A 23,961-nucleotide genomic window follows, 5' to 3' on the forward strand; every position below is an offset into this window, starting at 1 on the left:
CCTGCTTCGCGGCGAAGTTGCCTCCTCGCTGTAGCGAGGCGCTCAGGTTAGCGTGCACGCGCAGCCCAAGAGCGATCGCCTCCCAAGTCGGTACTCCAAAGTTGCAACCGTCATCCAACAAGTCATGTACAACAACATGTGCACATGTGCTGCTCGATGTCGCGTCGCAATTGCGCTGGTCAAAAAAGGAAGACGCGTTGGCGGAGCACAAAGCCGACGCTCAGCAATCGGGTCGTCCTGCCCCGACGATCATGCGACGGCGCAATCCGGCAACCTCGCCGAACTGTTGCCTGTACCACCGCGAGAAAGCGCTCAGCGCAGAGAACCCGAGCAATTCAGCAACCTGGGCCAGCGGTCGCGTGCCGTCGTCGAGGTAGTGCGCGGCCAGTTCGCGACGGATCGTATTCACAACCTCGCGGAAACCGGTGCCCTCGCGCACGAGTCGCCGGTGCACTGTCTGCCGGTCCACACCCAATTGTTGCGCCACTTGCTCGATCGAGCACTGTCCCGAGGGCAGCAGCACCAGCAGTATGTTGCGCACGCTGTCGGCCGCGCTCATGCGCGTCGAAGCGGCGGACGCTTCCAAAACCTGGCGTGCGTAGCGCGCCATCACCGGGTCAGCCATCGGGTTCGGCGCATCCAAGTCGCTTGTCGTGCAGGCGATCCCATTGAAATGCTGTCCGAAATAGACGCCATAGCCGAAGAGCTGAAAGTGCAGGCTCGGATCGCGCGGCGGTGCATGCGAGAAGCAGACTTGCAACGGGTTCCATGCCGGGCCGAGGAAGAATTTCAGACTCCGGAATGTCACCCCTACGAGCAGTTCCGTCGCCTGACGCGATGAGCCGCCCTGGCCCACGAGGAATTCTTCCCGCATCACGGCGATGCCATTGGCCTCTTCCAATTCCACGAACAACGACTCGTTGAGCACGTGGCTGTATCGCATCATCGCTCGCACGACGCGTCGCACCGTGGGCTCCTCGCGCGCCATCAGCGCCACCGCGCCCAAGTTTGAAAGGTGCCGCGTTTCGGCCATCCGCAGACCGAAATTGTCCACGCCGCTGGCCTTGGCCGACGCCTCCAGCAGGTCTCGCACCGCATAGCTCGGTATGCGCATCTCGGGATCGTGCAGGCACGCCGGACTCAGTCCCACCCCGGCCAGCAGGACCAAGGGATCGAGTCCGACCGCACGCGCGACCTCGGGATAGTTGGTCAGGCTGGCACTGCGAACGAGGTTAGACATAGGGATACCGCGGGGTGTCACAGCAGGTTAAAAGGAAGTCACAACAGGTCAATCGGCATCTCCCCTTGCCCGGAACAATTCAATCTTCTGAATCCACTGCCACGTGAGGCACGGGGCAGCGACAACCTCAAGGAGACACGACTCGATGGACCAACTCAACGTACCTACCTCCACACCGGTCTGCGACCGCTTGCGCAGCACCGGCAACTGGAACCCCAACTGGGAACCTTTCGCCGAACTCGACCCCGCGTGGACCGAGAAATTCATGTCGATGGCCATGGCGCCGATGCTTTCGGGCGTGCTTGATGCGAAGACAGTCGAATTCCTCGCCATCGCCGTGGATGCCTCGTGCACCCACATGTATGGGCCTGGCGTGCGCCGCCACATCCGCAAGGCGCTGGAACTCGGCGCCACGAAGGAAGAGATCACGGCCGTGCTGCAGTGCGTGAGCGTGCTCGGCATCCATACCATGAGCATCGGTGCCCCCATCCTGCTCGACGAAATGGCCTCGGCTTCCGCGCGCTGAGCCATCCCCTACCCGCTCCACTTCCCGAACTCCAAGGACAAATCATCATGCAATTCTTCGACGACTCCCTCCTCCCTGAAAACCAGCAACCCCTGGTCATCCAGGTCGCCCCTTACGGCCCCCAGTGGGACGCCAGCGACTCCGACGACATCGCGGTGTCGATGGACGACCAGGTCCAGAAAGCGGTCGATTGCTGGAATGCCGGCGCCACCGTGCTGCACGTGCACGTGCGTGAAGAAGACGGCAAGGGCAGCAAGCACCTGTCCAAGTTCAACGAGATGCTGGCGCGTCTGCGCGAAGCGGTGCCCAAGATGATCCTGCAAGTGGGCGGCTCCATCTCCTTCGCCCCCGAGGATGACGGCCAGGCTGCCAAGTGGATGACGGACGACACGCGCCACATGCTGGCGGACCTGAACCCACGTCCGGACCAGGTGACGATCGCCATCAACACCAACCAGATGAACGTGATGGAGCTGATGACCGAAGCCGATGTCGCTGGCACATCGCTCACCAATCCGGCCTTGCAGGCAGCCTACACCGACATGATCGTGCCATCGAATCCTTCGTGGCATGTCGAGCACCTGAAGCGCCTCACGGCCAGCGGAATCCAGCCGCACTTCATGCTCGGCAACGTGTCCCAGCTCGAGACGGTGGAGCGACTGATTCGGCGCGGCGTGTACATGGGCCCGCTGATCCTGAATTACGTGGCGATTGGTGGCGGCTTCGCCGGTCTGAACCCGGCGGACATGATGGAGTTCGTGCGCCGCACGCCCGACGGGGCGGTGCTCACGCTCGAGACCCTGAACCGCCACATCTATCCGATGAACACGATGGCCATCGCGATGGGCATGCATGTGCGCGTGGGCATCGAGGACACGCTGTTCGGGCCGACCGGCGAGCGCATGACCTCGGTCCAGCAGATCGAGATGATGGTGCACATCGCACGCGAACTGAACCGCGATGTCGCCAGCGGCGACGAGGCGCACCGTATCTACAAGATCGGCGAGACCTACCGCAGCACCGAGGAGACGCTGGCGCGGATCGGGTTCGCACCGAACCGGGCCCAAGGTCAACGCGGCGTACCGATGCGCGTGGCCGCCTGAGGCCGCGCTCCCGCCGCTGTCTGCCAGCGGGGGGCGAGCAGAACCGATCGCCGCACGGAAGCCAAGACGCGCCCGCGCACAGCAAGCTGTCGCACGACCACAAAAACCAAGAGACAAAGACCATGAACCCCTCCCTGTCGGCCGCCGCGACCCACAGACTTTCCCGCAATCCGGCTCGCATATCCCGCCTCTATGCATGGGCAGTGTTCGCACTCACCTTCGGGCTGATGCTGTCTGACTACTTGTCGCGCCAGGTCATCGGCGCCGTGATTCCATTTCTGAAGCTCGAATGGGGACTGCTGGACTCGCAACTCGGAATGCTGGTGAGCGTGGTCGCGCTTGTGGTGGGGGTGTTGACGGTGCCAATCTCGTTGATCGCTGACCGCTGCGGACGTGTCAAGAGCATCACGGTGATGGCCTTCGTCTGGTGCTTGGCAACCGTTGCCTGCGGCCTCGCGCAAAGCTATGGGCAGTTGCTATGGGCGCGGGCCTTTGTGGGTCTTGGCGAGGCGGCTTACGGGGCAGCGGGTGCCGCACTGCTGGCACATGTGTTTCCCGCCAGGCAGCGTGCCGCGGTGATGGGTGCCTTCTTGTCGGCAGGCCTGTTCGGTTCGGTACTCGGCGTGGTCCTCGGGGGCGCCGTCGCGGCCCAGTCGGGCTGGCGCACGGCTTTCTTTGTCGTGGGCGCTCCGGGCCTGCTGCTGGCCCTGATCTATCCGTTCGTCGTGCGTGACTACAAGACTGTGGCCCTAACGCCCGAGGGCGAGGGCAGCACGGCGCCCGAGCGACTGCGCTTTGCACGGATCGCGCGCGAAGTCTTCGCCGCTCGCTCGAGCAATTTCGCCTACCTCGCAAGCGGCCTGCAGATGGCGATGCCCGCGATGCTGATCGCATGGTTGCCGACCTACTTCGTTCGCTTCCATGGGATGGACATGAAGAAGGCCGCCCTGATGACTGGCGTGGCAGTGCTGGTGTCAGGCCTCGGCATGATCTTTGGCGGCGGCCTGGCGGATCGGTTGAGCGCCGGTCACCCGCGGCGTCGGGCCCTTGTGCCTGCGCTCTATTCAGTGCTCACGGCCGTGTTCCTCATCGCCGCGTTCGCGCTCCCGACCGGTCCACTGGGACTGGGTCTGATTTTCCTGGGCGCCTTGTTCGCGGCCGCGCAGGGCGGCTGCTCCGTCGCCCTCGCCTGCGATGTCACCCATCCTGGAGTGCGTGCGACGGTCACGGCGACGATGACCTTGGCCAACAACCTGCTCGGCCTCGCGCCGGGCCCGATCATCGTTGGCGTGCTCTCGGACAGCTTTGGGCTGAAGTTTGCACTGACGCTGACCCCGGTCCTTGCGCTCGCAGCGGCTGTCTTCTTTGTGCTGGCTTCTAGCACCTACCAAAGGGACTCCACGCGCCATTTCATCGGCGGTGCTCAACGCGCCTGAACGGAACTCGGCGCGGTCTTCAGGGTGGGCCATGTGCAACCGGTCAAGGTTGCTGTTCATGGTCTACCTAACCGCCGGACGAGGATCCGCTCCCGGCTTGACAACCGAGCACGCACTGCCCACTTGCTACTTTTAAAGATGGAAATCAACCAATGAAAGTTCTCGTAGGAGTCAAGCGCGTCGCACTTGGCCGGAATGAAGGATTCCAAGGCGATCGTCGCGATCAACAAGGATGAAGAAGCCCCGATCTTCTCGGTGGCCGACTACGGCCTCGTGCCCGATCTCTATCAAGCGGTGCCCGAATTGGTGACCTCCTTGGGCTAATTCAGCGTCCCGAACCACAACCGAACCCCGCGTACGGGGCCCCTACCTCTTCCGACCCTGGCCGTGGATCACGCATGGCGGGCGTCCCCTGTCGATTTTCAACACCCATGAAACGTCCCATGAAAAAGTCACTCGTTACCCTGGCTGCCCTGGCCCTCACCGGCGCTGCCTCGGCGCAATCTTCCGTCACGCTGTTCGGCGTGGTGGACGCCGCAGTCAGCGGATATTCCAACAAGGCGGAGGATCGCAACGTCGCAACCCTGCTCAACCCGGCCTACATCAATCGCGGCAGCGTCACGACCAGCCGTACGGTGCTGTCGAATTCGGGCTACAACTCCAGCCGACTGGGATTTCGCGGCACGGAGGACCTCGGCGGCGGCCTGGCCGCCAGCTTTTGGCTCGAAGCACCCATCACCAATGATGACGGCGCTGTGGGCATCTCGAGCTTCATCCGTCGCTCGACCGTGAGTCTGTCGGGGGGCTTCGGTGAAATCCGCCTGGGCCGCGATTACACGCCCACCTTCTGGAATGACGCGGTGTTCGATCCGTTTGGCACCAACGGCGTGGGCACCAACCTCATCGCGACGGCCAACGGCCTGGTCACTCCCGGCAGCGCGTCGGCGGGCTTCCAGGCCAACCCGAACTACGTTCGCGCGGCCAACTCGATCGGCTACGTCCTGCCGCCGAACCTCGGCGGCTTTTACGGCCAGGTGCAATACGCGTTCCATGAGCAAGTCAAGTACGACCCGGGCACGACCACCCCGGTCGCTCCCCTCAACAGCAGCCGTACGGGCGGCTATGTGGGCGGGCGCGTCGGCTATTCAAACAACGCGCTGGACATTGCCGTGGCCTACGGCTCGAGCACCGTGGGCGACAACTACTTCCTCGGGTCTACCACCTACCTGCAGACGGCCAACATCGGCGCCTCTTACGACTTCGGCCCGGTCAAATTGTTCGGCGAATACAGCCGCTCCAAGCTCGCGCGCGACACGGTCACGGTGAACCTCCTGCCCGAGCCCACGGCCGACGGCTACCTGCTTGGCGCGACGGTGCCGATCGGCCCGGGCCTCATCCGCGTGTCCTATGCGAAGCTCAAGCTCGACACCCACGTGCGTAGCCCGCTGCTGGCGCAGCCCCCCGCGCCTGGCGCGCAGAAGTTCGCTGTCGGATACGTGCACAACCTGTCCAAGCGGACTGCTCTGTACGCCACCTACGCCTACCTGAGGGATGAGAACGGGCTGGATCTGACCGTCGGTGGCCCTGCCATGGCCACGGCCCTGAACGGCGTGGCGTTGTCGGGCAAGACCTCGCGGGGCTACGACATCGGCGTTCGCCACGCCTTCTAGCCAACGCGTCCCGCTCCCACGCACAGTTGAAAGCAATGTCAGGCCGTTTGGCTGCATGTCTTTTCCCATAGGCAAAGGTCGGCATTGAGCTGCAGGGCCGGCATGTGCGCGATGCGGGCGCGCAGGGTAAGTACTTTCTCCTGACCCCCTTTGAGGGAAAACCATCCGTCAAATTGCCGGACCTTTCAGTTATCTCCGTGGGCGTCCCGCAAGTGCGCTCACCTTCACCCACCGGGCGCAACCCGGTGGGTTTCTTTCTTTGCGAAGAACCTCGGACGAACTCTCGAAGCTTGCCCAGCCGGCGCACGTCGAGCAGTTCAGCCGATTGTTGCCCCCTCAGAAGTTGATGAATCCGTTTGTCACAACAGGTTAAACCAAAGTCACATCCGGTCAATCAGCTCCGGTCCTTGACCGGAAAAATAGGACTTCCGAATCAGCTGCCAACGTAATGGTCATGTGCAGCAACGATCTCCAGGAGACACGAAGAAATGGACCAGCAGAACACAGCCACTTCCACGCCGGGGTGCATCTCTCGAGCGTGGACCGACCTGCTTGGAGCGCACGAACTGACCGAGCACGGACGCGGCTTTGCGCGCAGCGACGGACACGAGATTGCGCTCTTCTGCATCGAGCACATCGTGCATGCGATTGCGGACAGTTGCCCGCACGCTGGCGCGTCGCTCGCCGGGGGCGCGCTCCAAGGCACCTCGATCCGATGCCCCGCACATGGCCTGCGCTTCGATCTCGCAACTGGCCATATCCATGGCGCAGGCGGCGGGCTCGCTGTGCGTATTTACCCCGTGCGCGTTCTTGATGGTCGCATCCAAGTCGACCTCAGCGACCACCGAACACCGGACTCCATCCGATGACACGCACCGCTATTCATTTATTCCGGAGACTCAACATGCAACTACTCACGAACCCTTTGCGCCGCGCCATGCTCGGCACCCTTGCCGCCGCGTCCCTGCTGGCCATGGCACCCACCGCGCTGGCGCAAGGCTGGCCCAGCAAGCCAATCCGCCTGGTCGTCGGCGCGCCAGCCGGCGGCACTGCCGACACCGTCGCGCGCACATTGGCCGAAGGGCTGACGCCGCTGCTCGGGCAGCCGGTGATCGTCGACAACAAGGCGGGTGGCATGGGCGCCATCGGCACCCAGGACCTGCTGCAATCGCCGCACGACGGCTACACCTTCATGGTCGGCGTCAACGGACTGGTCAGCGAGATACCGCATGTCGTCGCGAAATCCCGCATCGACATGTTCAAGGACGTCAAGCCTTTGGCCCAGCTCACCCAAACCGGCCTGCTGCTCGTCGGCACGCCGTCGCTGCCGGCATCGAACCTGCAGGAAGTCATCGCCTATGTGAAGGCTCATCCGGGCAAGGTGAACTATGCCTCGTACAGCACGGGCTCGATGTCGCACACCATGGGACAGGAGTTAAACAAGCTCGCCGGTCTGGACATGACCCATGTCGGCTACAAGGGCTCGCCGCCCGCGCTGCAGGACGTGATGGGCGGCCATGTGGCGTTGATGTTCGATGGTCCGGCGACTTCGGTTCCGCTGATCAAGGCGGGCAAGCTGAAGGCGTTCGCGGTCGGCGCACCAAAGCGGCTGGCTGCACTGCCCGACGTGCCGACCTTCGCCGAACTTGGCTACCCGAAGATCGGTGACCTCGCATGGATCGGCCTGTGGACCACGCCTGACGTGCCGGCCGACGTGCAAGCCAAGGTTCGCGAGGCCACGCTGAAGGTGCTCCAGCAACCGAAGGTGATCGAGCGTTTCAGGGAACAGGGCCAGGACATCGGCCTGCCGCTCACGCCCGAGGAGCTGTCGAAGTCGCTGCTCGCGGCATCCGACAGGCACGCTGCCAACCTGAAGGCCATCGGCTTTCAGCCTGAATGAACACCCATCAAGGAATACACATCATGAACGGACAGATGATGCAGCAACCGCTGCTGATCTCCACTCTGCTGACGCATGCCGAACGCCATCACGGCGAACAGGAAATCGTCTCGCGCCGCGTCGAAGGCGACATCCATCGCACCACCTACCGGGAGCTCGCCGCCCGGGCGCGCCGCGTGGCCAACGCGCTGGCACAACGCGGCGTCAAGTTCGGTGACCGCGTCGCCACGTTGGCGTGGAATGGCTACCGCCACATGGAGCTGTACTACGGCGTCTCGGGCGCCGGCGCCGTACTGCACACACTTAATCCGCGCCTGCACCCCGACCAGGTAGTGTGGATCGCCGACCATGCCGAAGACGAGATTCTGTTCTTCGACCTGAGCTTCCTGCCGATCGTCGAAGCGATCGCGTCACGTGTGAAGACCATCAAGGCCTTCGTCGTCATGACCGACCGTGCCCACATGCCGGCGTCCTCCAAAGTGCCCAACCTGCTGTGCTACGAGGAACTGCTGACTGATGTGAGCGATCGTTTCGAGTGGCCGCGCTTCGACGAGAACAGCGCGTCGTCGCTGTGCTACACCTCGGGCACCACCGGCGACCCGAAGGGCGTGCTGTACAGCCATCGCTCGACGGTGCTGCACACCTATGCCGCGGCGCTCCCCGACGCGCTCAACTGCTCGGCGCGCGATTCCATCCTGCCCGTGGTGCCGATGTTCCACGTCAATGCCTGGGGCCTGCCCTATGTCGGTTGCGCGGTCGGCGCCAAGCTCGTCTACCCGGGTCCGTTCCTGGACGGCAAGAGCCTGTACGAACTGTTCGAGTCCGAGGGCGTGACGATGTCGGCTGGCGTGCCCACGGTCTGGCAGGGACTGCTCGCGCACGTCGAGTCCAACGACCTGAGCTTCAGCACCATGCGCCGCACCGTGATCGGCGGCTCGGCTTGCCCGCCGGCCATGATGCGTGCCTTCCAGGAACGCCATGACGTGCAGGTGCTGCACGCCTGGGGCATGACCGAGGTGAGCCCGCTGGGCACTGTCTGCACGCTCAAGCCGGCGCAACTGGCCCTGGGCAGCGAAGAGCACCTCGCGACCCAGTCCAAACAAGGGCGCGCCGTGTTCGGCGTCGACCTCAAGATCGTCGATGGCGACGGCAACGAACTGCCCTGGGACGGCAAGACCTCGGGCGAGTTGATGGTGCGCGGTCCCTGGATCGTCGCGAGCTACTTCAAGGGCGCCGGCGGCGACCCGCTGGTGGACGGCTGGTTCCCGACCGGTGACGTCGCCGTCATCGACGCCGATGGCTTCATGCAGATCACCGACCGCGCCAAGGACGTCATCAAGTCCGGCGGCGAGTGGATCGGCTCGATCGACCTGGAGAACATCGCGATGGCACATCCTGCAGTGAGCATGGCCGCCTGCATTGCTGCATTCCATCCGAAGTGGGACGAGCGTCCGCTGTTGGTGGTGGTGAAGAAGTCCGACTTCGAGGTCACGCGCGAGGAACTGCTGGCCTTCTATGACGGCAAGATCGCCAAATGGTGGACGCCCGACGATGTGGTTTTCAGTGACACGATACCGCTCGGCGCGACCGGCAAGATGCTCAAGCATCGCCTGCGCGAGCAGTTCAAGGACCACCGCCTGCCGACCGCCTGACGCCATGACCACCACACTCACGATCGGCGCGGTTCCCGGGCGCGCTCGCTTGCTGATTCCTGGCCTGCTCGCATGTGGCGTCGTCGCTGCGGCCTCCACCTTCCTCTCGAGGCACTATGGTGCGCCGGTCATGCTGTTCGCGCTGCTGCTGGGCATTGCAATGAACTTCCTCTCCGGAGAGGGCGGCACATGCAAGCCGGGCATCGAATTCGCGGGTCGGACGCTGCTGCGCATCGGCGTCGCGCTGCTCGGGTTGCGGATCACCGTGGGCCAGGTCGCCGAACTCGGCTGGCAACCGGTGGCGCTCGTTGTTGCGTCAGTGGTGCTGACGATCGTGGTGTCGATGCTTTCGGCGCGGTTCCTGGGGTTCCAGACCCTGTTCGGCCTTCTAAGCGGCGGGGCCACCGCGATCTGCGGCGCTTCCGCGGCGATGGCGCTGGCCGCTGCGCTGCCGAACCACCCGCTGAAAGAGCGCGCAACGCTGTTCACTGTGGTTGGCGTGTCCGCGTTGTCGACGCTGGCGATGATCGTCTACCCGATGATCGCGCAGGCCATGGGGCTGGACGCGCGCGCCGCCGGAGTGTTCCTCGGCGCAACCATCCACGACGTCGCCCAGGTGGTCGGCGCCGGCTACAGCATGTCGCAACAGACGGGCGACGTGGCCACACTGGTCAAGCTGATGCGCGTGGCGATGCTGCTGCCGGTGATCGTCTTCGCGGTCATGTTGTCGCGGCGCCAGGCAGGTCAAACAGGTGGCCCGCGCCCGCCGCTGCTTCCGGGCTTCGTCATCAGCTTCGCGCTGCTGGTAGCGATCAACAGCACGGGCTGGATGCCGGCGGTCGTCGCCAAGGGGGGCAGCGATCTCTCACGCTGGTGCCTGGTGGCCGCCATTGCGGGCATCGGCATGAAGACGCAGTTGAAGGACTTGGTCACGGTCGGCCTCAAGCCGGTGATGCTGATGCTTGGCGAGACGGTCTTCCTCGTCGTGCTGGTGCTTGCCTTGATGCATTGGCTGGCCTGAATCCGACGCGCTGATACTCGAGGTCCAGACGCTCAGTAAACGCGCGCGGGTCGGGGCTACGAAGCGCATCGTCAGCACAAATTCGCCTTTCGGCCTTTCAGTGCCGGAACTCAGTTGGCTTGTCTGTCGGCACCGGGCGAAAGGGTTCCTGATGTCGCTTGACAGCAACGTCGGAGGGTCGGGGAACCCATCTAGTCAGCGACGAAAATTGGCCGCTACGGTACGGCTACCGCCGTCACTGCGACAAGGGTCTTGAGCCGTCGGCAGGCAAAACGATGGTCGAGTCGCCGTCGGGCGAAGTGACGGTTGCGGAGTCACTTAACGGCGGTGGCGCGCCTTGCGGGACGACGACAATTGCGCGGCCGCCTGGCGAAGCGACGTCGTCCGAGGGAGGAAGACCGCGTTGAGCCCGGTCCCACGCCATTCCGGCATCGCGCACGCAGGCATCGCGTTGCGGGCGCGGCAAATTGCCGCTGTTGCAATACGCCATCGAGCGCTCGTAGCGCGCTTGCGCCGCGTCAATGTCGGACGATTGTGCGAACGCGACTACGCTTGACAGGAGAGCGACACAAGAAATTGCCGCATTCAAATGACTATGAGTCATCATGCTGCTCCTCGGTTTGAAGGGACGGGTTGTCCAGGCTGAGGCGAAGTGGCCTGATCTTCGTGGTCTGCCATGGCAGGTGGCGAAAACCACTTCTCCCTTGGCACGACCTTGGGCGTTTCGGGGTCCTCCTCGTAGGCGGGCGTCACGATCGAAACACCGTAATCGTTGAAGACATCAAGGATATTTCGGTGCAGCACAGAATAAAGTTCGTGCATGCGCTGAGGATCGTCGCACCCGACGTTAAGTTCGTAAATGATGGAGCAGTCCCCAAGCTTCGTCTGCAGCACAAAGGGCTCCGGTGGGGCCACAAGACCTTTGGTGTGGGATGCCGCTTCCAGCAGCATCGCTTCCACCTGACGCCAAGGCGTGTTGTAGCCAATCTGTATCGAGGTGTGCAGGAGCAGGCCATCCTTGCGCGCCAAGGTGGTGTAGTTGATCACGGAGCTGTTGATGATTTGCGAATTCGGGATCACTACCTCCTCGTGCTTAGTTGTGCGCAGATGCGAAACCTGCAACCGCATGGCGGTAATGTCTCCCGTGACTTCGCCGATCTTCACGCGATCGCCGACGCGAAATGCACGGCGGTACGTCATCATGTATCCCGCAATGATGTTCGAAATTGCACCTGATGAGCCCAGTGAAAAGACGACGCCGAGAAAAAGAGAAACCCCCTTGAATGCAGCGGAACTCGATCCGGGAACATAGGGATAAGCGATGACGAGCGCAAACGCAATCATGGCGAGCCTGACGATCTTGTAAGTGGGCATTGCCCACTCCGGTTCGAAGTGCTGAAGCTTTACCTTGCCTTGCTCCACCGCGTCGAAGAACAGACGGACGATTCGCAGCGCAGATCGAAAGATGAAATAGAGGATGGTAAGAAAGATCAGGTTCGGAATGGCCGCAAGAAAATCCCTGCCGATCGTCGTGAGTGGAGTGACGACATGCTGGAGCAGCGCGTTGCCAACGCCGATCGTCCACGGAAACAGGTCCAGCACGTAGACCATCCATGCGAAGGTCAGTGCCAGCAGCACAAGCAATCCGAGGAACTTGAGGATTCCGGAAAGAACAGCGCGGATCTGCTCGGCGCGCACGATCGCAAAGGATTGAAAGCCGAGAGTTTGCACGCGCGGGTGCAGTATGTGCTCGACACCTCGTCTCAAGCGGATCGTGAGCCACACCGAAATTGCCGCTGCGACGAGGAACAACAACGTCGCGGTCGACGCGAGCAACATGGCGTGCCTGACGCGCTCGGGAGTTCGAGCTACGCGGTAGTCGATGATCGCGCTGCGCACGCGATCCCCCGCAGCGCGTGCAAACGCCTCGACCGTCGTTTCAGCGGCCTGTGCGTCTGCATCCGACACTGCCATGATGCGCGCGGGGCCGGCAAAGATCGCAGTCATGCCCGCCACGGTTCCTGTGCGGACGAATGCAGGGTCGATGCTCCGATCGCGTGCAGCAGCTTCGATTCGCTTGGCGATGCCCGCGGCTCTTTCCGATGCCGGAAACCCGAGCGGACTGCGCACAAGGAACAAAGTTGCTCCGTCTACGACGACCGCCGCTTGCTCCAGCGCCAGTTCCGGGCTGTCTGGGTTAGAGGTGACCGCGCCCGCTGTCGAGTTCGCGAGCATTGCCACCGTGATCACCACTGCGATGCGGCACGCGATGTAGCTCATCATTTAGGGATCCCGGGACTCGATCAGCAACAAGAGGATGGCCAAGGCTGCGGCGGCGAGTTGTAGCGAATCTCCAGGGCGCTCCTCTTATGGCCGGTCTCGGCGGATCGAACTGCGGACACGGCAGGAACGCCATGCCGCGTCGGTTGGCTTGGTGCAGCATTCCGGTCGTCACGACAAAGCCGTCGAACTGCACGAAGCGCAGTACATGAGGACTGCTGAGGAAATCCAGCGCGACATCGAGCACGATGAACTGCACTCCAACCAGAATTTGGGCCGGCACCGGGCTGCCACCGCTGCGACCGCATCCAGCAAACAGGTGTGTGGCTCATGGCGCATTGAACTAGAGCGCGGCCACGAAAGACTCGTGGTGAGCAATCAGCCGCTGGCTACTGTTGAGGGACGATTCGCGCGTTTTCGCCGCTACCTTCGATGTAGACCCGCTGCCCGACTCGAAGGCCCGGGTTGGCTGGTTGCGACACCGAAACCAGCACGCCGCTGGCGGTGCGCACGACGATCTGCTGCCCCGGTGTCGGCTGGTCGTATTTCTTCTGGACCTCATTACCTGCCACCGCCCCGCCCACGGCGCCCAGCACCATGGCCACGTCGCGCCCGGTTCCGCCGCCGATCAGGCTGCCAATGCCCACTCCTGCAAGCCCCCCAGCCACGGCGCCGATGCCCGCGTGATGGTTGCTTTGCAACTGCGTTGGTGTGATCTGCTCGATGGTAGCCCGCCGTACTTCCATCGCACCGGGCTGGGCGCCAGGTGCGGCGCAGGCTCCGAGCGCCAGGGCCAAAGCCAATGCGCCGATTCGGGGAACAAGGTGTCGGTTCATAGATGCTCCTCAGGAATTTGCTCAGAGGTCAGGCACAGGTGCCGAGAATGACAGCACCGAACCGGACGCCAACACGGCTCTGCTTGGGGCACAGCGCAATGCGCGTGGTTTGCAATGAGCATTGCGCGATGCATGGAGAATCCAGATTCGGCAGCGTGCGTGATCAGAGCGGCGATTCTGGAACTCGCAATCCCGCCCGCCTATCCCGGCGACTACGCAGTCCACGTACGTGGACATCGACCTGGGAGGCGGCCCCAAGAGAGAGAAGAGAGATCTAGTTGTTGAGTTGCAATAGGTTATTCCCGCCGAGGCGGGAGGCTGGCGGCTTGTAGCCCAAGGCCGAGTGCGGTCTGCGAGCGTTGTAGTAACTCAGGAACGCGGGCAGCCAAGCAGTGCGCTCAGCGCTGTTGGCCCAGATGCGGCCATAGACCCACTCTCGCAGGCAGGTCTGGATGAAGCGCTCGGCCTTGCCATTGGTTTGCGGGCGATACGGCCTGGTAAACGTGTGCTTGATGCCCAAGGCCTGGCAAGTCTTGGCAAACAGCTGCGAGCGGTAGGCCGGCCCGTTGTCAGTAATCAAGCGTTTGATCGTCACGCCCAGCGCCTCGTAGTGCGCCACGGCGGCCAGGAGGAAGCTCACGGCCGAGTCCTTGCGCTCGTTCTCGCGCATCTGCACGAAGCCCACGCGCGAGTGGTCATCGATGGCCACATGGGCGAATTCCCAGCCTGCACCGTCCACCGAATCACGCCGATCACCCGTGAGCGCGATGGCTGGGGCGCACGATACGCCCGAGCTTCTTGGTGTCGATGTGCAGCAACTCGCCCGGTGCTTCGCGCTCGTAGCGCACCAGCGGTGCAACCGGATCGAGTGCCTTCAGGCTGGACAGGCCCAGTCGCCCGAGCAGCCGGCAGACCGTGGCGACGCTACGTCCCACGACTGCGGCGATGCGCCGCATGGGCATGCGCGCGCGGCGCAGTTGCTCAATGCGCTCGCACAGCGACTCGTCCAGGCTGGTACGGGTCTTCGCCGGACGCGAGCTGCGATCGAGCAGGCCCTGCTCACCGTGCGCCTCGAAGCGCCTGAGCCACTTGCGAGCCGTGCGCGTGCTGATGCCGGCAGCCTCGGCTGCCGGCATCAGCCCCATCACAGCAATGCGTGCAACAAGCAACTTGCGCCCTTCAAAGGTCAATCTGGCATTCTTATGGCTGTTCACCTGGTTGTTCTTTCTGATGACTGAAGCGTGGTAACTCCAGTCTCCCAGACCCTTCCGGGTGAACAACCTATTGAGACATCACATCTAGTCGGCGCGGAAGCCCGACGCCTTGACGATTGGACCCCAGCGTGCGATGTCGGCGGCCATGATCGCGGTGAGCTCTTCTGGCGTGGTGCCGGTCGCATCGAGCCCGAGTTCAACGAACTTCTGCCGCGTTTCGGCCGAACGAATGGCGCTCAACAGCGCGGCCGACCACTGGTCGATGACTGACTTGGGCGTCTTCGCGGGGGCAAAGAAGGCGACCCACCCCGTTGCCTGCACTGTCGGATAGCCCTGCTCGATGAAGGTCGGCACCTCAGGCAACTGGGACTCGCGCTTTGCGCCCGACGTTGCGAGAATTCTGAGTCGCCCTGCGCGGTGCAGTTCAATCAAGTCCAAAATCGGCGAGATGCCTGCGGGAACTTGGCCGCCCATGAGGTCGATCGACATGGGACCGAATCCCTTGTAGGCGACTTGGGTCATGTCGACATCGATCGCCCTGGATATGAGTACGCCCAGGAAGTGAGGCAGGCTGCCCGCAGCAGGCGAGCCAAAGAATGCTTGCGACGGGTGGGATTGCAGCCAGGCAACAAAGTCAGGGAACGACTGCGCGGGGTGATTCGCGGGAACCGCAAACGCAAAGCGATAACTGGCGATCTGCGAAATGGGGGCAAAGTCATGCATAGCGTCGTATTGCACGTCCTTGAAGGTCATCGGCGCCAGCACCGGCACTGCGATGGGAAGCATTGCCACCGTTGCCCCGTCTGGTACAGCGTGCTTCAGCGCGAGGGCACCTACGCGCCCGCTGGCGCCCGGTTTTTCCTCGACGTAAATGGGCCGCTTGAGCGGCTCGCGCATTCGTTCGGCCAGATGCAGTGCCACGTTCTTGGCCGAACCACCCTCAAATGCCAGCATGATCCTGGCCGGACTGGCATCGGCGACCTGCGCAAACGCAATTTGGCCCAGTCCGATCGCAGCTGTTGCCGATAGCAGCCACGTGATTGTCCTGATCAGTCCCATACAAACCCTTCCGCCAGAGTGATCGTGTAAATGGGCAGGCAGCATTATCCATTCCGCGGGAGCATGCCTGAGGCGATCGCGTCAGCCAATGCGTCTGCTTCTCTACAGGAACTGCTGAGCTTCGAGCGTCTGTTGCAGGATCTGTCGGCCGCGTTCCTATCCGTGCCTGCTCAAGAGATCGATGATGCGATCGACCGAGGCTTGGCGCGGATCGTATCAACGCTTGGCATCGATCGTTCGACCCTGAACCGTGTCTTCCCGTTAACTGGCTGGGTGGAGGTGACTCACTCCTTCGCTGTGGAGGGTGTGGAGCCGGTGCCCAAGCGAACGATCCCCGCACGGGATTCGAATCCGTGGGCCGTGGCAAAGGCGATCGCCAACGAGTCGATCGTTTTTTCCAGTATGGACGAGTTGCCGCCGGAAGCTAGCTTCGACAAGGAAAACTGGCGCAAGCTCGGACTGAAGTCCCACGTCATGATGCCCATCACGGTAGCAGGGGAACTGCATGGCATTCTCAACTTCGGATGTATTCGCAGCGAACGCAACTGGTCTGACGACTTGGTTGCGCGCATGCGTCTGCTGGCAGGGATTTTCGGAAGCGCCTTGGCGCGCAAGCGCGCGCAAGAAGAACTCGGACTGTCGGTCGGATTCGAGCGGCTCGCGAGCGCCATCCTTGCGTCCCTCGTGCTCTCCAAACATGGCGAAGAAAATCAGGCAATCGCGAAGGGCCTCCGACAGATCGGCGAGTTTGTGGGAGCAGAGCGAGTTGTACTTTGGCAAATTAACGACGGCGTTCCCTTCGGGGTGCTACAGCAGTGGCACGCGGCCGGTTTCGCCGGAGTAGCCGCGCAAGGCAAGGCCCCCGAATTGCCGTGGATCCGCGCGCTGATTGGGGGTGGCAGCGTCGTGCGCATCTCGCGCCTTTCGGATGTCCCGCCCGAAGGACAAGCCGATGCGGCCACACTGCGTCAACTCGGCGTTCGTTCACTGCTCGCGGTGCCGATCGCATCGGAAGGCAGGAATGCGGGCGCCCTCGCCCTGGCGAGCATCGAGCGCGAACACGAATGGCCCGACGTGCTGACGCCCGGGGTCACCCTGCTGGCTGAAGTGTTCGCAAGTCTGCATGAGCGCGATGCCGTGGAGCGTCGCAAGCGGGCGGCAGAAGTCGAAGCCGCGCATTGGCGCGAGCGACTGGCTCACCTGGTGCGCGTTCACACGGCGGGAGAGATGTCCGTCGCGCTGGCACATGAGATCAATCAACCACTCTACGCAATCCAGAACTACGCGATGGCCGCGCGCCAGCGAGCCGCCGAAGCAGCACCCGACATCAGCCGCGTTCTCGACCTGCTCGACAAGGTCATCGGTCAGGCAACCCGGGCGGGCGACGTGGTGGCGCGCATGCGCAGCATGGTTCAGCGACATGACCTCGAGCCGAAACTGATCGACATGAAGCAAGCGGTGACCGAGTGTCTGGGCATGGTGAAGATGGACTTTGAGCTGCACGGCATCGACATTGGGCTGGCGTCAGGGAATTCGCTGCCAGCAGTCTTGGTTGACGAGATTCATTTGCAGCAGGTCATCCTGAACCTGCTGCGCAATGCGATGGAGGCCATCGAGGGGGCGCCACCGGGCGGTGCGCGGGAAATCACAGTCGCCCTCCGCCTGAATGAGTACGACGAGGTCCTGGTGGAAGTCGCGGATCGTGGCATTGGCATCGCCGAAGGCGACTTGGAGCGGATTTTCGGATCGTTCTACTCGACCAAAACCAATGGCCTGGGCGTCGGGCTGGCGATCTGCCGAAAGCTGATCGAGGCGCATGGAGGCAAGCTCTGGGCATCGCATCGCGTTGGGGGCGGTGCGATATTCAGTTTCACACTCCCGATCGCTACTTCAGTAGACTGACACGATGGCAGAGCCGACTGTATTCATCATCGATGACGACGAGGCCTCCCGCGACTCCGTCCGGGAACTGGTGAGTTGCGTCGGGCTCGCTACCGAGACGTACAGCTCGGCGATCGACTTCCTGGCGGACTTCGACGCGGCCCGCCCGGGCTGCCTGGTGCTGGACGTGCGCATGGCACACATGAGTGGTCTGGCGCTTCAGGAGCGCCTCGTGGCGATCAGCGCGCGCATTCCCATTGTCTTCATCAGTGGCCACGGCGACATCTCGATGGCGGTCAAGGCCGTCAAGGACGGGGCGATCGACTTTGTCCAGAAGCCCTACCGACAGCAGCAATTGCTGGACGCCATCAACGAAGCCTTGCGCCGGGACGCGAGCATTCGCGAACCTGCGACGCCGGAACGGGGCAGGCTCCTGGACAAGCACATCGCCGCGCTGACGAGTCGAGAGCAAGAGGTGATGCGGCTCGCGCTCAAGGGCTTGCCGAGCAAGGTCATTGCCAAGGACCTGGACATCAGTTTTCGCACCGTCGAGCAGCACCGAAGCCGGCTGCTCGAGAAGCTGGGCGTCAGTTCGATCACGGAGCTGATCCGGCTCCAATCCCAACGCGCAGACGACTGAGGGCCTTGCCCACGCGCTCGGTGGGTGCGCAATTCCTGTCATTGGGCCGACCACGTACGTGGGCGTAAGTGGCCGCCGGGCTGGTTTTGTCGAATGGCCCTCTTCAGAATCATTTCGCCAGGCCATCGCGCATTTCTGAACTGGCGCACGGCAACGCTTCAACGCACCGTGACGCGTTCACCGCGGAAAGGCGCATCGATCCATCAACCGAGGAGAAAACGCAATGAGCAAACTTCTTGCAGCCATGATCGCCAGTCTTTTCGCCGTCGGCGCATCCGCGCAGAACCCGCCAGGTACGACGTCACAGGAACAGGTCATCACCAACAGCAAGCCGCAGCAGCGCGCGCAAGCCAAGGATGACGCGAAGCCGCACGGCATGGTGAAGAAGCCGACGGGCGACGAGGCAATGTCGGCTCAGAGCGACGCCGTCGCCACTGGCAAGTCCGCGGCCGCCGGACAGTCACGCGTCGAGGCGCGGGACGAGCGGCATCCCAACAGGAAGCCATCTAAACAAGGTGGCACGCCGGACATGCCCGGCGCGAAGTAGGTCCGCCGGACCATTCTCCGGTCTCGCCTGACTTTTCCCGCTTGTGCCCACCGACGGCACATGGGGCCGGCCAGGCTCGTCTTCGAATCCATGGCTCCAACAGGTACACCACCATGAAGCATCTGCCTGATTCATTGAAGAGCGTCGCCGCAGCCACGGTGATCGTGCTGGCCGCGGGCTGTGCCACCAGCGATGCGCTCAACAACGACAACCTCGCCGTGGCTGCCGGGTTCAAGGTCATTACTCCCAAGAAGCCGGACCAGCAGGCGATTCTCGCCAAGCTTCCAAAAGACAAAGTCACCCCTGTGAACTACCAGGGATCGACGTACTACGTCCTACCCGACTCGATGAACAACTTGGCCTACGTCGGCGGTCCGGCGCAATACCAAGACTATCAAAAGATGCGCGTTGCCAAGCAATTGAGCAACAACAACCTTGAGGCGGCGCAGATGAACGAGATGAATTCCATGGACTGGGGCGGTTGGGGCGGCTGGGGCGGTCCCGCGTTTGTCGGCTTGCGTCGGTAGCCAAGGGACGATGGAGCACCAAGGAGGGGATGCAGTGAAAAGCCGATCTCAAAGCGCGGCCAGGGCGTTGCTGCGCTGGGAGCATTTGACGGCAGCACCGCGCACGACTGGTACGGCGGAACCAGTCGTACCACTCGTTTCGGAGAAACCACCACCGGCGCCTACGGTATGGTGACCGTGTGTACCGGGGCCAGCGGCTTCGGCACCTACCGCCCACCGGCCTTTGGGTATGGAGGCTATGCCCCGTGCTACCAGACTTGGGGATGCCGTAGGCGGCCGGCCTGCTTGAACTCAGCCTGACCCGAATGAAAGAACAGCTACGCCATTCACTGTCCGCCAGCCTGTTCAATTGTGACGCCCAGTTCGCCTCCTGCACGGATGCGCCTTGCCAACTGGAAAATCGAGAAGGCACAGCGACATCAGCGCGCGGATCGCAGCATCGCCCGGCAACTGACTCCCCGGGAGATCGATTCGCTCGCCGCCTGTTACTTGGGCGTGCCAGACGCCGGGGGTGTCGCATCGCTGACTTCTGCGCCTCGCAATTTGAAGGCTTTCAATGAATCAGAGCGGAGGAACCAAATGCACAGTTGCTGCCACACGCCAGTCAAGGTTCTTGCTGGCTCTTGCAGTGCCGCGGCCCTGTTGGCAGGCTTTGCGGCGCATGCCGAGATGAACGCCGAAGAGCTTGCGAAGCTTGCACAGAATCCGGTTGGCAACCTCATCAGCGTGCCGTTCCAAAACAACACCAATCTCAACTTGGGCCCGGAGAAGGGAACGCAGAACATCCTCAACATCCAGCCGGTGATTCCGATTTCGGTCAACAAGGACTGGAACATCATCACCCGCACGATCTTGCCGCTCATCTCGATGCCCTCGCTGGGCCCCGGAACCGGCAGTCTCAATGGCGTGGGCGATGTGGTGATGACCGCCTTTCTCTCGCCGGCCAATCCCGGCAAGTGGATCTGGGGAGTCGGTCCGGTGGTCCAGATTCCCACCAACAGCAATTCGGAACTGGGCAACAAGAACTGGGGACTTGGCCCATCCGCGGTCGTGCTGCATCTCGATCATGGCAGCCCTTGGGTCTACGGCGCGCTGTTCAACAACATCTGGTCGGTGAGCAGCAACAAGCAGGGCGGGTCATACAACAACTTCCTACTCCAGCCTTTCATCAACTACAACTTTCCGGGAGGGTTCTATCTCACCACCGCTCCCATCATCACCGCCGACTGGAAGGCCGATAACAGTCAGCGATGGACGGTGCCTCTCGGCGGGGGCGTTGGCAAGATCTTGCATCTGGGCAAGTTGCCAGTGAACACGCAGCTCTCCGCGTACTACAACGTAGTCAAGCCGGACAACGGCGCCAACTGGCAGATTCGAGTGCAGGCGCAGTTCATGTTCCCCAAGTGATCCGGGCATGCTGCTCGCCGGCATGCAGGATCCAGGGCTAGGCGCCACGCGCTGGAGCGCCCGCGCCGTGTGCGAAGGCAAGCGGCGCCCAAGACCGCTCACGCCACGTACGTGGTGCTGCGTGGCTGCCCGGATAGGCGCATTTCGAATAGGAGCCCACCATTCATGGCCTGTTAGCGATTTGCATTAGAACCGGTCCAGAAGCGAATATCCAAAGAAGGCGACGAAAGCCAACAATGCACTGATCTTGATCGCCAAGGAAGGCAATGCAACTGGAGGGCCGAGGCGCTCTTAGTCACTCACAAGACGTCTAAAGCCATGCCCACCATCGTCTACGTCGTCGGCTTCAAGCCGGATGAGCGCGCATGGATCGAATCGGCGCTGAAGCGCGACATCGCTTCCGTTGTCTTCCTCGACGACGAGAAAGCATTGTTCGCCAATGAGGCAAGCAACCCTGGCCAGTGCGTAATTGCAGCGGCCGACGTCGACCCGGCCGCGACGCTCAAGCTGGTACGCGAGCTGAGAGACAGTCATATCACGATACCGGTGATCGTTTTGGGGCCCTACGCCGCCTTCCGCACCGCCATCGACATCGCGCGACTCGAGGCGACCGACTTCCTGGAGCGGCCGGTGAGCGTGCTCCAGCTCCGCGCAGCCGTACATCGCGCGTGCATGGATTCCCGGTGAACATTCCAATGGCAGGTGCCGGATTGCACGCAGCCGATCGAGCTTCGATAGATCCCGGCAGCCAATGATTATTGCCACGTACGTGGAGGTACGGGGTCGCCGGGATAGCCACCGCATGCGCACAGGCCCATCATCCGCCCCTACGGGTCCATCAGGTGAGTCCTTCGCTGCCTTCGGTACGAAAGAACATCCGGAGACTCTGCAGGCGTCGGTTCGACATTGGCCGAGTCGCGCCGCCAGTGAAAGAGGGTCAAGTTCGCAAGTTTGGAGTTCGTTCCGATCGTGTCACGCTATGCGGCGGCGGTCGTGGCCATGCTGGCGCACGTGACCCACGGCGACGGCATCCGCGAGCGCGTGGAGACCAGCGGCGGCACAGCACCCACGGGTTCGCTGCCCGCGTGGAGGCATCGAACACAGTTGAGGTCCTAGCGGTGGTGCAGTCCTTCGACCGCCAGGCCGGCCAGAAGTCGCCGTGAAGATTCCGGCAGGGATGGACATCAGCAAACTCAAGGGCGACGGCGAAATGCGAATGGTGATCGAGGAGGCCGCCGTCCTGAGCGTCGAGCGTGCGGCGAAGAAGTAGTGCGCGCCCGTGACTCCGCGCAGGTTGCCTGCGCTCAATTCTTCAATGAAGAGGAAACAACAACATGACACTCATACGCAAACTGAGGCTTGTGGCGCCGGCAGCAATCGCCGCACTGATTGCCTTGACGACCACGCCGTCCATGGCACAGCAGCAGGCCAAACCCAATATTATCCTGATCGTCTCTGACGACACCGGGTATGGCGACCTTGGTCCGTACGGCGGCGGCGCCGGTCGCGGCATGCCGACCCCGAACATCGACAAGCTCGCGGCAGAAGGCATGACGCTGTATACCTTTTACGCGCAGCCCAGTTGCACTCCCGGCCGCGCGGCGATACAGACCGGCCGCATCCCCAACCGCAGCGGCATGACCACCGTCGCCTTCCAGGGCCAGGGCGGCGGCCTGCCGGCGGAAGAATGGACGCTGGCATCGGTGTTGAAGAAGGGCGGCTACAAGACCTTCTTCTCCGGCAAGTGGCATCTCGGCGAGTCGGACTACGCGCTGCCGAATGCCCAGGGCTATGACGAGATGAAGTACGCAGGCCTCTATCACCTGAACGCCTACACCTATGCCGACACGACCTGGTTTCCCGACATGGACCCGGAGCTGCGCACCATGTTCCAGAAGGTCACCAGGGGCGCGCTGTCCGCCAACGCGGGCGAAAAGGCACGCGAGGAATTCAAGATCAACGGCCAATATGTCGACACGCCCGTGATCGACGGCAAGCCGGGCGTCGTCGGCATCCCCTTCTTCGACGGCTATGTGGAGAAGGCATCGATCGACTACCTTGATCGCAATGGCAAGGGCAACACGCCCTTCTTCATGAACATCAACTTCATGAAGGTGCACCAACCGAACATGCCGCATCCGGACTACGTCGGCAAGTCGATGTCCAAGAGCAAGTATGCGGACTCGGTGGTCGAACTCGACGCACGCATCGGACGCATCATGGACAAGGTTCGCGAACTCGGGCTCGACAAGAACACGCTGGTCTTCTACACGACCGACAACGGCGCCTGGCAGGATGTCTACCCGGACGCCGGCTACACGCCCTTGCGTGGCACCAAGGGCACGGTGCGCGAAGGCGGCAACCGCGTGCCGGCCATTGCCTGGATGCCGGGCAGGATCCCGGCCGGCAGCAAGAGCCACGAGCTCTGCGGCGGACTCGACCTCATGGCGACCTTCGCCAACTTGGGGGGCGTTCCACTGCCGACGGCCGACCGGGCCAACAAGCCGATCGTCTTCGACAGCATCGACATGGCGCCGGTGCTGTTCAGCACCACCGGCAAGTCGACCCGCAAGTCCTGGTTCTACTTCACCGAGAACGAGTTGTCTCCGGGCGCAGCACGCGTGGGCAATTACAAGGCGGTGTTCAACCTGCGCGGCGACAACGGTGCGCAGACCGGTGGCCTGGCGGTGGATTCCAACTTGGGCTGGAAGGGTGCGGAAGCCTATGTGGCCACAGTGCCCCAGGTCTTCGACCTCTGGGCCGACCCGCAGGAGCGCTACGACATCTTCATGAACAACTTTACCGAACGGACCTGGTCGCTGGTGACCATCAACGCCGCAGTGAAGGAATTGATGCAGAGCTACGTCAAGTACCCGCCGCGCAAGCTGCAGAGCGAAACCTACACCGGGCCGATCACGATCTCGCAATACGAGCGCTTCCAGCACATCCGCGACGCCCTGGCCAAGCAGGGCTTCAGCATGCCGATGCCCAACGGCGATTGAGACCGCGGCCGACGACCCTC

The 23,961-nt window shown here is 62.7% G+C and carries 20 protein-coding genes and 2 pseudogenes; 17 read left to right on the forward strand and 5 right to left on the reverse strand.

Translation table 11 applies throughout. From position 1 onward, the window contains the following. Positions 1 to 220: 220 nt before the first annotated feature. Positions 221 to 1,240 (reverse strand): AraC family transcriptional regulator, encoded by a 1,020-nt coding sequence (locus WKW79_RS32825; protein WP_340339432.1) that lies wholly within the window; start codon positions 1,238 to 1,240, stop codon positions 221 to 223. Between the two features lie 145 nt (positions 1,241 to 1,385). On the opposite strand from WKW79_RS32825, the gene WKW79_RS32830 reads away from it, so the two are divergent. The 9 genes and pseudogenes from WKW79_RS32830 (at position 1,386) to WKW79_RS32870 (ending at position 10,548) form a co-directional block, all read left to right on the forward strand. Beyond that, the gene (locus WKW79_RS32830) at positions 1,386 to 1,766 is read left to right on the forward strand and encodes a carboxymuconolactone decarboxylase family protein (RefSeq protein WP_340339433.1); all 381 of its coding nucleotides are present in this window, start codon (positions 1,386 to 1,388) and stop codon (positions 1,764 to 1,766) included. A gap of 47 nt (positions 1,767 to 1,813) precedes the next feature. Next, positions 1,814 to 2,869: a beta-keto acid cleavage family enzyme gene (locus WKW79_RS32835; protein ID WP_340339434.1), complete on the forward strand. Its 1,056-nt coding sequence runs from the start codon at positions 1,814 to 1,816 to the stop codon at positions 2,867 to 2,869. Between the two features lie 122 nt (positions 2,870 to 2,991). Further along, positions 2,992 to 4,305, forward strand: a complete 1,314-nt coding sequence (locus tag WKW79_RS32840) for an MFS transporter (protein WP_340339435.1) — start codon at positions 2,992 to 2,994, stop codon at positions 4,303 to 4,305. Between the two features lie 183 nt (positions 4,306 to 4,488). Continuing rightward, positions 4,489 to 4,629 (forward strand): annotated as a pseudogene (locus WKW79_RS32845) (electron transfer flavoprotein subunit alpha/FixB family protein); the annotation flags it as partial. Between the two features lie 119 nt (positions 4,630 to 4,748). Next, positions 4,749 to 5,975, forward strand: a complete 1,227-nt coding sequence (locus tag WKW79_RS32850) for a porin (protein WP_340339436.1) — start codon at positions 4,749 to 4,751, stop codon at positions 5,973 to 5,975. A gap of 488 nt (positions 5,976 to 6,463) precedes the next feature. Then, positions 6,464 to 6,844 carry a Rieske (2Fe-2S) protein gene (locus WKW79_RS32855; protein ID WP_340339437.1) on the forward strand — a complete coding sequence of 127 codons (381 nt, stop codon included), beginning with the start codon at positions 6,464 to 6,466 and terminating at the stop codon, positions 6,842 to 6,844. 35 nt (positions 6,845 to 6,879) lie between these two features. Beyond that, on the forward strand, positions 6,880 to 7,875 hold the full coding sequence (locus WKW79_RS32860; protein WP_340339438.1) for a Bug family tripartite tricarboxylate transporter substrate binding protein: 996 nt from the start codon (positions 6,880 to 6,882) through the stop codon (positions 7,873 to 7,875). 23 nt (positions 7,876 to 7,898) lie between these two features. Further along, positions 7,899 to 9,527: a 3-(methylthio)propionyl-CoA ligase gene (locus WKW79_RS32865; RefSeq protein WP_340339439.1), complete on the forward strand. Its 1,629-nt coding sequence runs from the start codon at positions 7,899 to 7,901 to the stop codon at positions 9,525 to 9,527. A 4-nt stretch (positions 9,528 to 9,531) separates the two neighbouring features. Next, positions 9,532 to 10,548 carry a YeiH family protein gene (locus tag WKW79_RS32870; protein ID WP_340339440.1) on the forward strand — a complete coding sequence of 339 codons (1,017 nt, stop codon included), beginning with the start codon at positions 9,532 to 9,534 and terminating at the stop codon, positions 10,546 to 10,548. 603 nt (positions 10,549 to 11,151) lie between these two features. Here the strand turns inward: WKW79_RS32870 and WKW79_RS32875 are convergent. From WKW79_RS32875 to WKW79_RS32890, 4 genes and pseudogenes are all read right to left on the reverse strand, one after another. Next, a complete protein-coding gene (locus WKW79_RS32875) occupies positions 11,152 to 12,831 on the reverse strand; it encodes a mechanosensitive ion channel family protein (protein ID WP_340339441.1) in 1,680 nt (559 codons plus the stop codon). A gap of 386 nt (positions 12,832 to 13,217) precedes the next feature. Continuing rightward, positions 13,218 to 13,664 carry an outer membrane lipoprotein gene (locus WKW79_RS32880; protein ID WP_340339442.1) on the reverse strand — a complete coding sequence of 149 codons (447 nt, stop codon included), beginning with the start codon at positions 13,662 to 13,664 and terminating at the stop codon, positions 13,218 to 13,220. Positions 13,665 to 13,938: 274 nt separating this feature from the next. Then, positions 13,939 to 14,878: pseudogene (locus tag WKW79_RS32885) on the reverse strand (IS481 family transposase). Between the two features lie 84 nt (positions 14,879 to 14,962). Beyond that, the gene (locus tag WKW79_RS32890) at positions 14,963 to 15,937 is read right to left on the reverse strand and encodes a tripartite tricarboxylate transporter substrate-binding protein (RefSeq protein WP_340339443.1); all 975 of its coding nucleotides are present in this window, start codon (positions 15,935 to 15,937) and stop codon (positions 14,963 to 14,965) included. A gap of 63 nt (positions 15,938 to 16,000) precedes the next feature. Here WKW79_RS32890 and WKW79_RS32895 point away from each other — a divergent pair, with 63 nt between their 5' ends. The 8 genes from WKW79_RS32895 (at position 16,001) to WKW79_RS32930 (ending at position 23,941) form a co-directional block, all read left to right on the forward strand. After that, a complete protein-coding gene (locus WKW79_RS32895; protein ID WP_340339444.1) occupies positions 16,001 to 17,839 on the forward strand; it encodes an ATP-binding protein in 1,839 nt (612 codons plus the stop codon). 4 nt (positions 17,840 to 17,843) lie between these two features. Continuing rightward, positions 17,844 to 18,458 (forward strand): response regulator transcription factor, encoded by a 615-nt coding sequence (locus WKW79_RS32900; RefSeq protein ID WP_340339445.1) that lies wholly within the window; start codon positions 17,844 to 17,846, stop codon positions 18,456 to 18,458. Between the two features lie 223 nt (positions 18,459 to 18,681). Then, entirely contained in the window at positions 18,682 to 19,005 is a 324-nt protein-coding gene (locus tag WKW79_RS32905) for a cell envelope biogenesis protein TolA (RefSeq protein WP_340339446.1), read from the forward strand. A 113-nt stretch (positions 19,006 to 19,118) separates the two neighbouring features. Next, positions 19,119 to 19,532 carry a hypothetical protein gene (locus WKW79_RS32910; RefSeq protein WP_340339447.1) on the forward strand — a complete coding sequence of 138 codons (414 nt, stop codon included), beginning with the start codon at positions 19,119 to 19,121 and terminating at the stop codon, positions 19,530 to 19,532. Positions 19,533 to 19,910: 378 nt separating this feature from the next. Continuing rightward, a complete protein-coding gene (locus WKW79_RS32915; protein ID WP_340339448.1) occupies positions 19,911 to 20,939 on the forward strand; it encodes a transporter in 1,029 nt (342 codons plus the stop codon). A gap of 318 nt (positions 20,940 to 21,257) precedes the next feature. After that, complete coding sequence (locus tag WKW79_RS32920) at positions 21,258 to 21,626, forward strand: response regulator transcription factor FixJ (protein WP_340339449.1); 369 nt, start codon at positions 21,258 to 21,260, stop codon at positions 21,624 to 21,626. 282 nt (positions 21,627 to 21,908) lie between these two features. Further along, positions 21,909 to 22,055: a hypothetical protein gene (locus tag WKW79_RS32925; protein WP_340339450.1), complete on the forward strand. Its 147-nt coding sequence runs from the start codon at positions 21,909 to 21,911 to the stop codon at positions 22,053 to 22,055. Positions 22,056 to 22,273: 218 nt separating this feature from the next. After that, entirely contained in the window at positions 22,274 to 23,941 is a 1,668-nt protein-coding gene (locus WKW79_RS32930; RefSeq protein ID WP_340339451.1) for an arylsulfatase, read from the forward strand. The last annotated feature ends 20 nt before the right edge of the window (positions 23,942 to 23,961 follow it).

This window comes from Variovorax robiniae (genome assembly GCF_037889955.1).
Classification (GTDB): Bacteria; Pseudomonadota; Gammaproteobacteria; order Burkholderiales; family Burkholderiaceae_C; genus Variovorax; species Variovorax robiniae.